We start from the raw sequence: 13,683 nt of genomic DNA, 5'->3' as shown, positions 1-13,683 counted from the left end.
GCATCGTCAGCGACAACGGGACCGAGTTCACGAGCCGGGCGATCCTGAAGTGGGCCAGCGAGAACCGGGTCGAGTGGCACTACATCGATCCCGGCAAGCCGCAGCAGAACGCGTTCATTGAATCGTTCAATGGATCGCTGCGCGACGAGTTGCTGAACGAGGAGCTGTTCGACAGCCTGGCAGACGCCCGGCGCAAGCTGGCGGTCTGGCGCTACGACTACAACAACGTCAGGCCGCACTCATCCCTCGGGAACCGAACACCGGCACAAGCGCGCCGGGCGGGCCTGCAAGATGGAAGCGTCCCACCCGGCGCGCTTGTGCCGGTGGCGCAGCACGAATATCAAACCGGTGGACTCTCGTTATGACCGCGGGACCAGCGGGGGGCAGGTCAGAACCAGTGGAACGCGCCGCTTGAGGCCATGTTCTCCCACCGCTCGCCAAAATCGCGGCGCATCAGCTTGGCCCCTCCCGCGCCGCTGCTGCTGACATGGGCATCGCTAAAGGCGTGGTCGAAGGCTGCGGCGACCAGCACGCTCTTGCCGAAGCGCGAATGGCCGGTGAGTGCGATCATCTGGCCGTTGATACGCGGATCGCGCGCCAATTCTTCGCGCAATCGGCTTGCGCCCCAGGCCCAGGCGCGCAGCGCGCCCCAATCGTGCTGCGCGCGTGGCCAGCGGGCAAGGCCGATGATCCCTTCCTGCATGGTCGCGGCGGTGTCCGCCTGAAGCGTCTGCGGGCGATAGGCGACATAGGCCCAGCCGCGTGCATGCGCCTGCGCTTCGGCATCGGGCGGGGGCGGGCCGCCGAAATCGGGCGTGCGGCCACCCGGCCAGACATAGGTGTAATTGATTATCGCGGGCACGGGCTGTGCGCGTTGCGGCACGGTCACGGTCGCGCTGATGGCAGGGCCGCTGCGGCCATCGGGCGCGATTACGCGACCTTCCCAGTCCTCGGCCAGCGCAAGGCCGGGGCGGGCGGGAAGGGCGGTCTTGCGCCATTCCACGCGGAAACTTTCCACCACGGCGGGGATGCGGCCAACCCAGTTGTCCTCCACCAGCCGCGCAATTTCCGCCCGGCGCGCTGGCCAGCCTTGCGCGGTTTGTTGCGCCGCGACTTCGAACAGAGGGGGCAGGGTGTAGCTGCCGACGCGGCCTTCCTGCGTGTTGGCGGCATTGGGCGCAGCGGGATTGTTGCCATCGGCACCGGGGCGCAGGCTGCCGAAATGGAAGGCGGCACGCTCGGCCGCGTGCACATCCTCTGCGCTCACCTGCGCGGTGGCAGGCGCGGCCAGCAGCGCCAGTGCCGCCGCCATTACAAGGCGGAAGGCGCATCGATCCATTTCATTACTCCCCCGGCAAAAGGCGTCCAGCGGCCCATCGGCACGCCGCCATGCGCCAGCATATCGCCCACCCAGCTGTTGCAGGTCTGCGCCAGCGTATAGGTTCCGCGCGCCGGGTAATAGGCATCGTGCGGGTCCACGCCGCGCAGTGGCGCGTGTGGGCCACCCGCAGGGGCAAGGCTGGCGGCAATCGCTTCGGCCATGCGCGCATAATCGGCGCGGGCAATGGTCAGCGGACGGAAGTTCTTGCCCGGCGCGGGGCGCACATAATGGCTCACCCGCATGACAGGCTCGCCCCCTTGCAGGGCAATGCGCAGCGCGGTGGACAGCTTCAGATCGGCCCATGTGGGGGTATTGAGGAAAACCTCCCGCTCGCCCCAGCCGACCGCAATATGCGTGGGGTAACGGCCATTTACCGCACGCCCAGCGCTGGGAAATACCGCGCGCCAATCCATCTCTGCCGAGACAATCGGCATGATGATCCCTGTGTGCACCCCGTTGGTCTCCACCATGATGGTGACGCTGTCGCCCGCTGATGGTTCGGGGGCCGAGATCGGGGCCGAAATAGAGGCAGGAGTCGGGCGCGGCAGGCTGCTGCCGATCCAGGCGCTCAGCAGGAAGACCAACGCTGCCCCGGCCAGCACGGCCAAGGCTGCGCCGGCCGCCCGCAGCGACCGTTTCAGAAAAGGTAGCGCTGCCGCAGCCACAGGATCGACCAGTCGCCATTGGTCAGCCGCGCCTGCAGGCGAAAGCCGACCTTGCGGTAGGCGCGGCGCACGGCGGCTTCCTGCGTGGTGAGCAGGCCCGACAGCACGATATGGCTGCGCGGCGCCATTGCGGCGGCGAAGGAGGGGGAAAGATCGATCAGCGGCCCGGCCAGGATATTGGCGATCAGCAGGTCATAAGGCGCGCGCTGCTGAATCAGGCCGTCATCCATCCCCTCGGCAATCACCATGGCCAGTTCACCCCGCCCGGTGCCGAGCGGCACGCCGTTGAGTTCCGCATTGTCGCAAACGGCGGGCAAACAGACCGGGTCGATATCGCTCGCCGTAGCGCGGGCGCGGGGCCACAAATGCATCGCGGCAAAGGCAAGCAGGCCCGTGCCGGTGCCAATATCTGCCAGATTGCGCACCACCACTCCGCGGCGTTTCATCGCGTCGAGCATCACCAGGCAACCTGCGGTGGTCGCGTGCTGCCCAGTGCCGAAGGCCTGCGCGGCGGGAATGCAGAAGCTGCGCACACCCTTTTCCGCATGGGCCGGGTGATCGGGCGTGTGAACGAAGAAGCGGCCTGCGCGGATCGGGTCCATGCCCTTCTGGCTCTCGCTGACCCAGTCGGCATCGGGCAGCTCCTCGGCGCGGATTTGCGGAGCGGGGTCATCGAACAGCGCCTTTACCGCGTTGCGTTGCCGCTGGCTGGGCTTGCCGGGGCAATAGGCGTCGAGTTGCCAGATTTCCGGCTCCTTCGGGTCGACTTCAAACCCCGTCACGACCAGATCGGGATCCCAATCGGCATCCATTTCCTGCCGGGCCAGCGCCGCTTCCACGGCCAAGCGCGGGGCGGTGACGGCGAGCTTCCAGCTCACTGCGCGGCCTCCTGCGCCAACCGCGCATCGAGACGGGCCTCCATCATGGTGGCCAGATCACGGCAGGCTGAAGGATTGAGGAGCGGCGCCGCACCTGACATTCGGGCAAACAGATTGCTGAACGAGGGGTGCGGTGTGACCATGATGTCGCAGGGCATCTGCGCGACAGTGGCAAAGGTAGTGCGAAATGGCGCAACGCGTTCGGGATTGTCGGAGAAGCGGTATCCCTCGCGGCTGACCGCGCTCAGGCTGTCGACATAGGCGATAGTGGCGCATTCGCCGCCTTCGCACGATTGCCAAGTCCAGCTTGTTCCGCCCGCCGTGTGGCCGGGAGTGGGCACGGCGGTAACCGCGACATTGCCCGCCGCAATAACTTGCCCCGGCGCGAAGGTGTGGGTGACGCGCACTGGCGGCGCACCGTCGATCAGGCCGAATTGCGGTTCGCCTGCATCCACCGTGCCTGCCTCCAGCACGTCCTTTGCAACGGCTGCGCTCCACACATTCGCGCCGGTTGCTTGCGCCATGGCGGCAAGCCCGCCCATATGGTCGTAATGTTCGTGCGTGTAGAGGATGTGGCGGATATCGCGCGGATCGAAACCCAATGCGCGGATATTGGCAAGGATTCCGGGCACCGCCTCTTCCACCGCGGCGTCGATCAGGATGTGGCCGTCCTCGCCCGCGATCAGCAGCGCGGCGATCCCGCATGTGCCGACATAATAGGTGGTGCCGTGAATGCGTGCGGGCGGGGCGGCGTCATCCCATTCCTCGCGCCCTTCGCAGGCAGCGGCGAGAGCCGCCCCTTCGGCGCGTGCATCGCTGGCGGCGGGGAGTGTGATGCCGGGCGAGGGCACGGCCTCGGCGCCGTTGCAGGCAGATAGCGACATCGCAAGGGCAGGAATTGCGGTGAATTTGGTGAAGGGCGTAGTCATCGCCAAGCCTCATGCCAGCGCGCAGGCGCAAAGTCATGCCCCATTAGGCCGGGATTACAGCCAATGGTCCGCTTGCCTAAGCGCTTACAATCGCTAAGTGGAGCGCAACGAAGGACTCAAGCGCAGGACTGCGATCATGGCAAACAGACCCTTATCCCCGCATCTGGGCATCTGGAAATGGGGGCCGCATATGCTGGTCTCCATTCTCCACCGCATTTCGGGCGATGGGCTGGCGCTGGTCGGCCTGCCGGTGCTGGTGTGGTGGATTGCCGCGATGGCATCCGGCCCTGCAGCCTATGACAGCTTTCTGTCCCACGCGATGAGCCCGTATGGCATGGTGGTGCTGATTGGCCTGACCTGGGCCTTTTTCAACCACTTGTGTTCGGGCCTGCGCCATTTCGTTCTCGACATGGGCGCAGGGTACGAACTGGATACCAACAAGCGCTGGTCGATCATCTCGATGATCGGTGCGCTGGTGCTGACAGCGGCTTTCTGGGCCGCGATCTTCGCGTTCTGACAGGGGGCAGGGACAATGGGTAACGGAACCTCCATCGGCCGGGTTCGCGCATTGGGCGCGGCAGGCCACGGCACGCATCACTGGCTGCTGCAACGCTTTACTGCCGCCGGAAACTTTCTGGGCGGCGTGTTCCTTATCGCCAGCTTCCTGTTCCTGCCCGATGCCAGCTTTGCCACGGTGCGCGATTACTTTGCCAGCCCGGTGCCCGCGACGATCCTGGCGCTGTTCCTCGTCAGCGTGTTCTGGCACGCGCGGCTGGGCCTTCAGGTGCTGATCGAGGACTATGTGCATACGGCAGGCAACAAGTTTGCCGCGCTGGTTCTGCTCAACATCTTCACTTTCGCTGGCGCGGGCTTTGGCCTGTTCGCCATTGTCCGCCTTGCCCTTGCCACCACTTCGCCTGGAGGAGCAGCCTGATGGCCGCCACCGCATCCACACAGCCTGCATACAAGATTATCGACCACACCTATGACGTGGTGGTGGTGGGCGCAGGCGGTTCGGGTCTGCGCGCCACGATGGGCGCGGCCGAAGCGGGCCTGAAAACCGCCAACATCTCCAAGGTGTTCCCCACGCGCAGCCACACCGTCGCCGCGCAGGGCGGGATCGCCGCATCGCTGGGCAACAATTCGCCCGATCACTGGTCGTGGCATATGTATGACACGGTGAAGGGTGCAGACTGGCTGGGCGATCAGGACGCGATCGAATACCTCGCGCGCGAAGCTCCCGCCGCGGTGTACGAGCTGGAGCACGCCGGCGTTCCGTTCAGCCGCAACCCGGATGGCACTATCTACCAGCGGCCTTTTGGTGGCCACATGCAGAATATGGGCGAAGGCCCGCCCGTGCAGCGCACCGCCGCCGCGGCCGACCGCACCGGCCACGCCATGCTTCACGCGCTGTATCAGCAGAGCCTGAAATACGCAGCGGACTTCTTCATCGAATACTTCGCCATCGACCTCATCATGAAAGGCGAGGGGGCGAACAAGCGCTGCGTCGGCGTGATCGCGATGTGCCTCGACGATGGCACGATCCACCGCTTCCGCGCACATGCCGTGGTGCTGGCAACGGGTGGCTATGGCCGCTGCTATTACACCGCGACCAGCGCGCACACCTGCACGGGCGATGGCGGCGGGATGGTTCTGCGCGCCGGGCTTCCCTTGCAGGACATGGAGTTCGTCCAGTTCCACCCCACCGGCATTTACGGCGCAGGCGTGTTGATTACCGAAGGCGCGCGGGGCGAAGGCGGCTATCTCACCAATTCCGAAGGCGAGCGGTTCATGGAACGTTATGCGCCCTCGGCAAAGGATCTGGCCAGCCGCGACGTGGTGAGCCGCAGCATGGCGCTGGAAATCCGCGAAGGGCGCGGCGTGGGGCCGGAGAAGGATCATATCTATCTCCATCTCGACCATATCCCCGCCGAAACGCTGGCGCAGCGCCTGCCGGGCATTACCGAAAGCGGCAAGATTTTCGCGGGCGTGGACCTTACCCGCCAGCCGCTGCCGGTGACGCCTACGGTGCATTACAACATGGGCGGCATCCCCTGTAACTATCACGGTGAAGTTGTGACCATCGGGCCTGATGGCAATCCCGATCATGTCGTGCCCGGCCTGTTCGCCGTGGGCGAGGCAGCTTGCGTCTCGGTGCACGGGGCGAACCGGCTTGGTTCCAACTCGCTGATCGACCTTGTCGTGTTTGGCCGCGCAACGGGCTTCCGCCTGAAGGAAACGATCAAGCCCGGCACCGCGCATGACGAACTTCCCAAGGACAGCGCGGACATGGCGCTGACCCGGCTTGACCATTTCCGCCATGCCAAGGGTGGATCGCCCACCGCGCAGGTGCGCGCCGACATGCAGAAGACGATGCAGAAGCACGCCGCCGTGTTCCGCGACAGCGCGCTGATGGCCGAAGGCGTCGCCTTGCTCGCCGAGACGAACAAGCGCCTGCAGGATGTGCACGTGACCGACCGCAGCCTGATCTGGAATAGCGACCTGATCGAAACGCTCGAACTCGACAATCTGATGGCGCAGGCCGTGGTGACGATGAACAGCGCGGAAAACCGCAAGGAAAGCCGCGGCGCCCACGCGCACGAGGATTTTCCTGAGCGCGACGACGTCAACTGGATGAAACACACCGTTGCCTGGTTCGAAGGCTGGGGCGGCAATGGCGGCATGGGCCGCATCGATTACCGTCCGGTCCACGAATATACGCTGACCGACGATATCGAATACATCAAGCCGAAGAAGCGGGTGTACTGATAGTCAGGAGTGCGGGTCGGCTGCGGTGCCGCCGGCCCCTTTCCTGATTGCTCGCTGCCTTCAGGCGAGTTCACCTTTCCACTTCGTCAGTGCTCGCACCAGTTTTTCGGACCGCGGGATAAACTCGCCATCCATCAGGTCCTGTGCGGCTTGCCTATGCCCGTTCTGGACCGCCTGCACCACCCGCCCCGCCGCTATGTGGAATTCCTGATGCAGGCGTTTTACCACCTGGTAGGGCACACTGGCACGCGTGGCGGCGTCGATCTCGTGCCCGTGCAGCCATTTGCCAAAGGCGCATTCGCAGTCCTTGCTGACAATGCGCCAATCAAGGTCGCCCGTGCCGCTGGCGATTGCGGTCTTGAGGCGCAATTTCCACGCGCCGTGCGCGCCGATTGCGGCGTTGATCTGTTCGGGAATAGAGGACATCGCGGTGGCATCCTTGCATCGGGATTGGGGACCGCTGCTCTTTATCTCTCTTTTCCTTGCGCGTTTGCATAGCTGCCTTGCGCAAGGCTCCATAGGTGAAGTCAACCGGCAGTTAAGGCTGTGCCCGCCGGGCCCGCCTGATCACGATTGCTTCGGCCAGCATTTCGCCTTTCATCCAGCCTTCGCCCTTGTCCGGGTCGCGCGGAGCGGCGTGGATGGCCTCGACAACCTCCATCCCTTCGATGACAAAACCGAAGACGGCATAACCATCGTGAAAGGCGGGGTCAGGGTTATTCGGGTCGGCATCCATTGCGGGCTGGGCTTGCAGCATGATCGAGAAATCGCCCGTTGCGCTGCCCGGATCGTGCCGCGCCATCGATAGCGCACCGCGGGCGTGGGTGAGGCCGGTGCTGCTGGTTGGCTCGTGCGCGATGGGCGGCAGGATGCGTGCAGGATCGAACTGCGTGCCGCCCTGGATGAGGCCGTTGGGGCGCGGCTCCCAGTCGAGATGCATGGCGCGATAGAACACCGTGCCGTCCAGCCGGCCTTCATCGACATAGCGCAGAAAATTGCCCGCCGTGATCGGCGCGCGTTCCACTTCCAGTGCCACCGTGATGTTGCCCATCGTGGTTTCGAGCACCACGGGCACCGTCTGCGGTGCATCCTGCGCCATGGCGGGGCCGGAAAGGGTGAGGGCGAGCGAGGCGATAAGCAGTCGAATCATGGTGCGCAGGCTGCCAATAAACCGCCTCTATCGCCAGCGCAGATGAGCGCGCGTCAATTGGTCGAGCCGCGTGACGCCCATCAACTGCATCCCGCGCCGGATCTCGGCATCGAGCAGCCCCACCGCGCGATCCACCCCCGGCTGGCCTGCCGCCGCGAGCGCATAGAGGTAAAGCCGCCCGCCGCTCACGCCCTTGGCGCCCAGCGCCATGGCTTTGAGCACATGGCTGCCGCGCCGCACGCCGCCGTCGAGGATCACTTCCACCCGGTCGCCCACCGCCTGCACGATCTCGTCCAGCTGGTCGAACGGGGCGCGCCCGCCATCCAGTTGCCGTCCGCCGTGGTTCGATACCATGATCGCATCCACCCCCATATCCGCCGCGCGGCGCGCATCGCCCACCGACATCACGCCTTTCAGGCAAAAGGTGCCGCCCCAATCATCGCGCAGCTTTTCCGCCGCCTTCCAGTCCATCGACGGGTCGAGCATGGTGTTGAAATAGTCCTGCACACTCAGCGCCACATTGCTCCCCGCCGCGACATGGCCCGACAGATTGGGCAGGTCGAACTTCTCGCGAAACAGGTAATCCAGCGCCCAGCGCGGGCGCGTGGCATAGGACAGGAAACTGGCGGGCGTGATGCGCGGCGGGCTGGTAAATCCGGTGCGCTTGCACCTTTCGCGATTGCCCGAAACGATCGTGTCCACCGTCAGCGTGACCGCGTCGAACTTCGCCGCCTTTGCCTGTTCCAGCAGCGCTGCGTTCAGCCCGCGATCCTTGTGGTAGTAATATTGCAGCATCTTCGGCCCGGAATAGCGCGCGCCGATTTCGGCAATGCTGACAGTGGCAAGGCTGGATATGCCGAACCAGATGCCGAATTTCTCCGCCACCGCGGCCACCGCGCGTTCCCCTTGCCAGTGGAACAGGCGCTGCAAGGCGGTAGGCGACAGCATCAACGGCAAAGCGGATGCGCGGCCCATGATCGTGGTGGAGGTGTCCACATCTGCCACCCCGGCCAGCACATCGGGCACCAGATCCACATCGGCAAAGGCGGCGGTGTTGCGATCCTTGGTGATCTCGTCATCCGCCGCGCCGTCAATGTAATGGAACACGGGGAAGGGCAGGCGGCGGCGCGCCAGTTCGCGAAAATCGGCAATGTTCTGGCAATCGCCAAGGCGGCGCACGGCATAGGGGAACGGCTTGACCATGCGCGTGTGTCTAAAGTGCGCTGCGCCTGCTGACCAGATGGTCGCCCACCTGCCTGTCCAGCCTGCCTATTCACAGGCAGTTCAGTTTACATGCGTAGTCCTCAGCATGAGGTCAGAGAGTGCGGGAACACCAGCGATGAGCGCGGAGCAAGGCAGCGCGGCAGCCGAAGCGCCGGCTGAACGTATCAGCGAGGCGGAACTCGCGGTGATGGAAGTGCTGTGGGAAGAAGCGCCGCAGAGCGCCGCCGATGTCTGCGCGCGGATTGGCAAGGCGCGCGGCTGGTCCATGCCCACGGTCAAGACGCTGCTGGCGCGCCTCGTGGCCAAGGGTGCGCTGGCCACCACGCCCGAAGGTCGCCGCTTTCTCTACACACCGCTGATCGCGCGCAGCCATTATGTGGGCACCGAAAGCCGTCGTCTGGTCGATCGGCTGTTTGGGGGGCGTGCGGCGCCGCTGTTTGCCAATCTGGCGGCGAACGAACAGTTAAGTGACGAGGATATTGCCGAGATCGAGCGGCTGTTGAAGGAACTGCGCAAGTGATCGGCTGGCTGGTGGACAGCTTCGTGTGGACAGGGGCGCTGATCGCGGCAGTGCTGCTGCTGCGCCGCCCGGTGGCGCGGCATTTCGGGCCGCAGGTTGCCTATGCGCTGTGGGCCTTGCCGCTGCTACGCCTGTTCTTGCCCCCGGTCATACTGCCCGCGGCAATGGCTCCTTCGCCGGAGGTGGCGCGCGCCGGGACGCAAGCGTTTGGCCTGCTGGGGGAACCGGCGTCGCAGGGCAGCGCATGGCTGTTGGGCGCGGTGCTGGCGCTGTGGCTGGGCGGCGCGCTGCTGTTTCTCGCGCTGCGCCTGCGCGATTACCGTGCGATGCGGCGCACCGTCCTGCGCGACGCACGGCCAATGGGCGAGGCGGGCGATGTGCGGCTGGTGGAAACGCCCGCCGTATCCTCGCCCGTGGCGTTCGGTCTGCGTGACAAGGTGGTGGCGCTGCCGCCTGGTTTCATGGTGCAGGCCGACCTTGCCGCACGCGACATGGCGATTGAACACGAATTGGCGCATCACCGCGGGCATGATTTGTGGGCCAATGCCTGCGCGCAATTGCTGCTGGCCTTTCACTGGTTCAACCCGCTCGCCTGGGCAGGCTGGTATGCGATGCGCAGCGATCAGGAGGCGGCCTGTGATGCGCGGGTGCTGGCCGGGCGCGGCCGGGCGGATCGGGCAAGCTACGGCCAGTTGATTGCCGAATGTGCGGCAGGCGGGAGGCTGGGCCAGCGGCTGGCGATGGTAGCGGCGATTGCCTGCCCGGTGCTGGGCGAAAAATCGATCATTCACCGCCTGCGCAGCCTGGCGCGGGGCGAGGTCTCGTCACGGCGGCACCGGCTTGGCCTGGCGGCCATCGGCGCGGCCGCCATGCTCGCCCTGCCGCTCACCGCTTCGCTGCGCTATGCGCCGCCGCCGCCTTCGGCTTCCATGGAACTGGCCGTTCGTGAGGTCGTGGACGCGCCTGCACTTCTGGCGGTTGCAGAGGCTGGCCCCTCGCAATCCCCCGTTCCGCCTCGCTCCGGGCGGCCGGACGCCGCTTCGCGCGAGCCGAATGGGCCAGCGGTCCCGCGCGAGGCGCCTCCTGTTTCCCCTTCACAGGGTGACGATTTCGCGATCCTCGCCCATTCCAGTGGCGAGAGCGCGCAAGTGCATCTGGTCGGCTGGCATGAGGAAGCCGCCTACAGCCTTGCGGGTGAACTGGTGATGGTGCGCGCCAGCATCCTGATCGTATCGGTTCCACATGATGCCGCTGTCCCAGCCGTCGCCGCGGAACCCTTATCTGGTGCCGAAACGGCCTCCTTGGGAGCAGCCGTGGCGCATGACAGCATAACAGCGGAGCCCACTACCCGTGCGGAAACGCCCCGCACGATCTAATTGATGTCCTGCACCACCGGGCTGGAATAGAACCCTTCTGCCGATACTACCGGTTGGGGCGGCAGTGTCTCTGCATCGGCCGTAGTGGCGCGCAAACGGGCGATGAGTTCAGGCGTCGCCGGGCTGGCGGGGTAGGCGCAGCCCATTTCTTGACCCACGCCCTTCAGATAGGCGCGGCGCATCAGGCCAGCAGCGATTGCCTCGCGGAATTCGAATTCGTGCGCGTTGGCCCCGGATATTTCGCGGATGATGCCACGAAACGGGATGAAGCTGCCGATGACGCGTTGCGCCAGATTGGTTACCGAAACGCCGCGTTCTTCGGGCGGGTTGGTATCCAGATCCTCGCCCAGAATGGCATCGAGGTCGCCCACCGCCCGCAGAATGTCGTCGCAGCGGGAAATGCCGTCGCGCGCATAGGGTGCGGCGCGTGCAGCAATCAGCAATTCGGGAATGGGATCGCGGCTGAGATTGAGGTCAGACAGCGGCGTCAATGCCACATCGCGCACGCTCGCATCGGGGTCGGTCACGGGGCGACGCTGTGCTGTGGCAGGGCTGGCTGCGATCATTGCGCCGATCACGCAGGCCGCAAGAGCGACCTTAACGCCGGAGGTCCGCAAATGTGTCGCACTGGTTTTCATCGCCGGTCTGTATTCCTCGTCTCAGCCATTCCATACGCTGCGCACTTGAACCGTGGGTGAAGCTTTCGGGCTGCACCGCCTGACCTGCATTGCGCATCAGCGTATCGTCGCCAATCGCGGCGGCGGCTGTCATGCCTTCTTCAAAATCCCCAGGCTCGATAAGGTTCCGGTTCCGCCCTGCCCAGACCCCGGCATAACAGTCCGCCTGAAGCTCCATGCGCACCTGCAACTGGTTGGCGAGGCGGGCATCACGCTGCTGCATCTGGCGGACCTGTTGCGAAACCCCAGTCAGCGTCTGGATATGGTGGCCATATTCATGCGCCATGACGTAATAGCGCGCAAAATCGCCGCCTGCCCCCATCTGGCGGTGCATCACGTCAAAGAAGCTGGTGTCGATATAGATGCCCATGTCCGCCGGGCAATAGAACGGACCCATCGCGCTGGATGCCGCGCCGCAGCCCGATGTGACGCGGCCGGAATAATAATTCAGCGTCGGCTGTTCGAATGCCACATTGGAAGCGGCGAAGATCGGCTCCCACGTCTGGTTCAGGCTGGCGAGCGCGTTGCAGCCTTCCATTGCGTATTGGTTGTCGTCGCAGATCTCCATCGCGCTTTCATTGCTGGCGGGGGCTTGCTGCTGCTGGCCGGTGGTCTGCTGCACGCCTTCCACAAGGCCCACCATCTGCCCCGGATCGACGCCGAACACGAGCGAGCCGATCAACACGATCACGATGCCGCCGCAGCCGAGGCTGCCCGCGCCGCCCAGCGCAGTCCCGCCGCCTCCACCACTTCCGCGCCGCACTTTGATGGATCGTGGATCGAATTGGTTGAGACGCATGAAATATCCCCACGGATTGGCGGCCGATGCTGCATTTGCGAAATGGGGCTGGACCTTGGCGCCCCGATCGTGGGAAACCTATGCCAGACAATTCGGGCCATTCAATAGACGGGATTCGCAAATGTTTCTTGCCGGAAAACGCGCGCTGATCACCGGATCCACATCGGGCATCGGTCTGGCGATTGCCCGCGCGCTGAAAGCCGAAGGGGCCGATGTCGTGCTCAGCGGCTTTGGCGAGCCCGATGCGATCGCGGCACTGTGCACGGAATTGGGTGCAGCGCATGTGCCGGCAGATTTGACGACGGCGACAGGGGTGGAAATCCTGATGGCGGGGGCGGGGAAAGTGGATATCCTCGTCAACAATGCCGGGATGCAGCACGTCGCCCCGGTGGATGCCTTTCCGCCGGAAAAGTGGGACGCGATCATCGCGCTCAACCTGTCGGCGGCGTTCCATACCGCGCGCCTTGCCGTGCCGCAGATGAAAGCAGCTGGCTGGGGCCGCATCGTCAATGTGGCCAGCGCGCATTCGCTGGTCGCCAGCCCGTTCAAGTCCGCCTATGTCGCCGCCAAGCACGGTCTGGCAGGGCTCACCAAGGTGCTGGCGCTGGAACTGGCGGAGGCGGGGATTACGGCCAATTGCATCAGTCCCGGCTATGTCTGGACGCCGCTGGTCGAAAACCAGATCCCCGACACGATGGCCGCGCGGGGGCTGAGTCGCGAAGAAGTCATGCGCGATGTCCTGCTGGCCAAGCAACCGACCAAAAAATTCGTTACGGTGGAGGAAGTGGCCGCGATGGCCGTATTCCTGTGCAGCGGCGCGGCGCAGAACATCAACGGCGCGAATATGTGCATTGATGGCGGCTGGACGGCGGAATGAACTGGACTGTCCCTGCCTTCATCCTTGCGGCAATTGCCGAGATCGCGGGGTGTTTCGCCTTTTGGGCCTGGGCGCGGCTCGATAAATCGCCGCTCTGGCTCATCCCCGGCATTGCCAGCCTTTGCCTGTTCGCCTGGCTGCTGACGCTGGCAGACGCCGATCATGCCGGGCGCGCTTATGCGGCCTATGGCGGCATCTATATCCTGGCTGCATTGGCATGGCTGTGGGCGGTGGAAGGGGCAAGGCCCGACAAATGGGATGTGACCGGCGTTGCCATCTGCCTGATTGGGGCCAGCGTCATCCTGTGGGGGCCGCGCCCCGCTTGAGGGAGGCGCAGCCACGTCACAGCTTGGCGGGAACTTGTCCCCACCTCCTACCGGCCCCCTAGCGATTGTCACATCATGCGGTTACATGGGCCGCCACGAATCGCACTTCGCG

17 protein-coding genes are annotated in these 13,683 nt (G+C 64.9%); 8 read left to right on the top strand and 9 right to left on the bottom strand.

What is annotated here, in order from left to right:
- On the top strand, positions 1 to 365 hold a 365-nt coding region (locus WFP39_RS02320; RefSeq protein ID WP_336917513.1), incomplete at its 5' end, for an integrase core domain-containing protein.
- A 23-nt stretch (positions 366 to 388) separates the two neighbouring features.
- Here WFP39_RS02320 and WFP39_RS02315 read toward each other — a convergent pair.
- From WFP39_RS02315 to bla, 4 genes are read right to left on the bottom strand one after another with little or no spacing between them, the layout of a single operon-like run.
- Positions 389 to 1,339 carry a glucuronyl esterase domain-containing protein gene (locus WFP39_RS02315; RefSeq protein ID WP_336917512.1) on the bottom strand — a complete coding sequence of 317 codons (951 nt, stop codon included), beginning with the start codon at positions 1,337 to 1,339 and terminating at the stop codon, positions 389 to 391.
- Positions 1,312 to 1,983, bottom strand: a complete 672-nt coding sequence (locus tag WFP39_RS02310; RefSeq protein ID WP_336917531.1) for a DUF2459 domain-containing protein — start codon at positions 1,981 to 1,983, stop codon at positions 1,312 to 1,314. The genes WFP39_RS02315 and WFP39_RS02310 overlap by 28 nt, the downstream gene beginning before the upstream one ends.
- A gap of 35 nt (positions 1,984 to 2,018) precedes the next feature.
- On the bottom strand, positions 2,019 to 2,924 hold the full coding sequence (locus WFP39_RS02305) for a 50S ribosomal protein L11 methyltransferase (RefSeq protein ID WP_336917511.1): 906 nt from the start codon (positions 2,922 to 2,924) through the stop codon (positions 2,019 to 2,021).
- Positions 2,921 to 3,853: a subclass B3 metallo-beta-lactamase gene (bla, locus tag WFP39_RS02300; RefSeq protein WP_336917510.1), complete on the bottom strand. Its 933-nt coding sequence runs from the start codon at positions 3,851 to 3,853 to the stop codon at positions 2,921 to 2,923. Before bla ends, WFP39_RS02305 begins: the two co-directional genes overlap by 4 nt.
- A 136-nt stretch (positions 3,854 to 3,989) precedes the next feature.
- Here bla and sdhC point away from each other — a divergent pair, with 136 nt between their 5' ends.
- The 3 genes from sdhC to sdhA are packed head-to-tail and all read left to right on the top strand — an operon-like array spanning position 3,990 to position 6,622.
- The gene (gene sdhC / locus WFP39_RS02295) at positions 3,990 to 4,370 is read left to right on the top strand and encodes a succinate dehydrogenase, cytochrome b556 subunit (protein WP_336917509.1); all 381 of its coding nucleotides are present in this window, start codon (positions 3,990 to 3,992) and stop codon (positions 4,368 to 4,370) included.
- A gap of 15 nt (positions 4,371 to 4,385) precedes the next feature.
- Complete coding sequence (gene sdhD / locus WFP39_RS02290) at positions 4,386 to 4,787, top strand: succinate dehydrogenase, hydrophobic membrane anchor protein (protein WP_336917508.1); 402 nt, start codon at positions 4,386 to 4,388, stop codon at positions 4,785 to 4,787.
- Entirely contained in the window at positions 4,787 to 6,622 is a 1,836-nt protein-coding gene (sdhA, locus tag WFP39_RS02285; protein ID WP_336917507.1) for a succinate dehydrogenase flavoprotein subunit, read from the top strand. The genes sdhD and sdhA overlap by 1 nt, the downstream gene beginning before the upstream one ends.
- 60 nt (positions 6,623 to 6,682) lie before the next feature.
- On the opposite strand, the gene WFP39_RS02280 is transcribed toward sdhA, so the two are convergent.
- From WFP39_RS02280 to WFP39_RS02270, 3 genes are all read right to left on the bottom strand, one after another.
- On the bottom strand, positions 6,683 to 7,048 hold the full coding sequence (locus WFP39_RS02280) for a CZB domain-containing protein (protein ID WP_336917506.1): 366 nt from the start codon (positions 7,046 to 7,048) through the stop codon (positions 6,683 to 6,685).
- 112 nt (positions 7,049 to 7,160) lie between these two features.
- A complete protein-coding gene (locus WFP39_RS02275) occupies positions 7,161 to 7,772 on the bottom strand; it encodes a peptidylprolyl isomerase (protein ID WP_336917505.1) in 612 nt (203 codons plus the stop codon).
- Positions 7,773 to 7,799: 27 nt separating this feature from the next.
- The gene (locus tag WFP39_RS02270; protein ID WP_336917504.1) at positions 7,800 to 8,975 is read right to left on the bottom strand and encodes an alpha-hydroxy acid oxidase; all 1,176 of its coding nucleotides are present in this window, start codon (positions 8,973 to 8,975) and stop codon (positions 7,800 to 7,802) included.
- 136 nt (positions 8,976 to 9,111) lie between these two features.
- Between WFP39_RS02270 and WFP39_RS02265 the strand changes: the two genes are divergently transcribed.
- Positions 9,112 to 9,516 carry a BlaI/MecI/CopY family transcriptional regulator gene (locus tag WFP39_RS02265; protein WP_336917503.1) on the top strand — a complete coding sequence of 135 codons (405 nt, stop codon included), beginning with the start codon at positions 9,112 to 9,114 and terminating at the stop codon, positions 9,514 to 9,516.
- Positions 9,513 to 10,892 (top strand): M56 family metallopeptidase, encoded by a 1,380-nt coding sequence (locus tag WFP39_RS02260; RefSeq protein WP_336917502.1) that lies wholly within the window; start codon positions 9,513 to 9,515, stop codon positions 10,890 to 10,892. The genes WFP39_RS02265 and WFP39_RS02260 overlap by 4 nt, the downstream gene beginning before the upstream one ends.
- On the opposite strand, the gene WFP39_RS02255 is transcribed toward WFP39_RS02260, so the two are convergent.
- Positions 10,889 to 11,458 (bottom strand): hypothetical protein, encoded by a 570-nt coding sequence (locus WFP39_RS02255; protein ID WP_336917501.1) that lies wholly within the window; start codon positions 11,456 to 11,458, stop codon positions 10,889 to 10,891. The two genes, WFP39_RS02260 and WFP39_RS02255, sit on opposite strands and share 4 nt — an antisense overlap.
- A 31-nt stretch (positions 11,459 to 11,489) precedes the next feature.
- Entirely contained in the window at positions 11,490 to 12,368 is an 879-nt protein-coding gene (gene ypfJ / locus WFP39_RS02250) for a KPN_02809 family neutral zinc metallopeptidase (protein ID WP_336917500.1), read from the bottom strand.
- A 121-nt stretch (positions 12,369 to 12,489) separates the two neighbouring features.
- Between ypfJ and WFP39_RS02245 the strand changes: the two genes are divergently transcribed.
- Together WFP39_RS02245 and WFP39_RS02240 are read left to right on the top strand one after the other, a co-directional pair.
- Positions 12,490 to 13,245 carry a 3-hydroxybutyrate dehydrogenase gene (locus tag WFP39_RS02245; RefSeq protein ID WP_336917499.1) on the top strand — a complete coding sequence of 252 codons (756 nt, stop codon included), beginning with the start codon at positions 12,490 to 12,492 and terminating at the stop codon, positions 13,243 to 13,245.
- The gene (locus WFP39_RS02240; RefSeq protein WP_336917498.1) at positions 13,242 to 13,571 is read left to right on the top strand and encodes a YnfA family protein; all 330 of its coding nucleotides are present in this window, start codon (positions 13,242 to 13,244) and stop codon (positions 13,569 to 13,571) included. The genes WFP39_RS02245 and WFP39_RS02240 overlap by 4 nt, the downstream gene beginning before the upstream one ends.
- Positions 13,572 to 13,683 lie beyond the last annotated feature (112 nt).

Source organism: Alteraurantiacibacter lauratis, from assembly GCF_037154155.1.
GTDB classification, from domain to species: Bacteria; Pseudomonadota; Alphaproteobacteria; order Sphingomonadales; family Sphingomonadaceae; genus Alteraurantiacibacter; species Alteraurantiacibacter lauratis.
Note: the sequence above shows the minus strand (reverse complement) of the source record. Positions and strands in the feature narration are given on the sequence as shown.

Bases quoted from the DNA above. Each gene is read 5' to 3' on its own strand.
- WFP39_RS02315 (WP_336917512.1), bottom strand. From the start codon at position 1,339: ATGGATCGATGCGCCTTCCGCCTTGTAATGGCGGCGGCACTGGCGCTG.
- bla (WP_336917510.1), bottom strand. From the start codon at position 3,853: ATGACTACGCCCTTCACCAAATTCACCGCAATTCCTGCCCTTGCGATG.
- sdhC (WP_336917509.1), top strand. From the start codon at position 3,990: ATGGCAAACAGACCCTTATCCCCGCATCTGGGCATCTGGAAATGGGGG.
- sdhD (WP_336917508.1), top strand. From the start codon at position 4,386: ATGGGTAACGGAACCTCCATCGGCCGGGTTCGCGCATTGGGCGCGGCA.
- sdhA (WP_336917507.1), top strand. From the start codon at position 4,787: ATGGCCGCCACCGCATCCACACAGCCTGCATACAAGATTATCGACCAC.
- WFP39_RS02280 (WP_336917506.1), bottom strand. From the start codon at position 7,048: ATGTCCTCTATTCCCGAACAGATCAACGCCGCAATCGGCGCGCACGGC.
- WFP39_RS02275 (WP_336917505.1), bottom strand. From the start codon at position 7,772: ATGATTCGACTGCTTATCGCCTCGCTCGCCCTCACCCTTTCCGGCCCC.
- WFP39_RS02270 (WP_336917504.1), bottom strand. From the start codon at position 8,975: ATGGTCAAGCCGTTCCCCTATGCCGTGCGCCGCCTTGGCGATTGCCAG.
- WFP39_RS02265 (WP_336917503.1), top strand. From the start codon at position 9,112: ATGAGCGCGGAGCAAGGCAGCGCGGCAGCCGAAGCGCCGGCTGAACGT.
- WFP39_RS02255 (WP_336917501.1), bottom strand. From the start codon at position 11,458: ATGATCGCAGCCAGCCCTGCCACAGCACAGCGTCGCCCCGTGACCGAC.
- ypfJ (WP_336917500.1), bottom strand. From the start codon at position 12,368: ATGCGTCTCAACCAATTCGATCCACGATCCATCAAAGTGCGGCGCGGA.
- WFP39_RS02245 (WP_336917499.1), top strand. From the start codon at position 12,490: ATGTTTCTTGCCGGAAAACGCGCGCTGATCACCGGATCCACATCGGGC.
- WFP39_RS02240 (WP_336917498.1), top strand. From the start codon at position 13,242: ATGAACTGGACTGTCCCTGCCTTCATCCTTGCGGCAATTGCCGAGATC.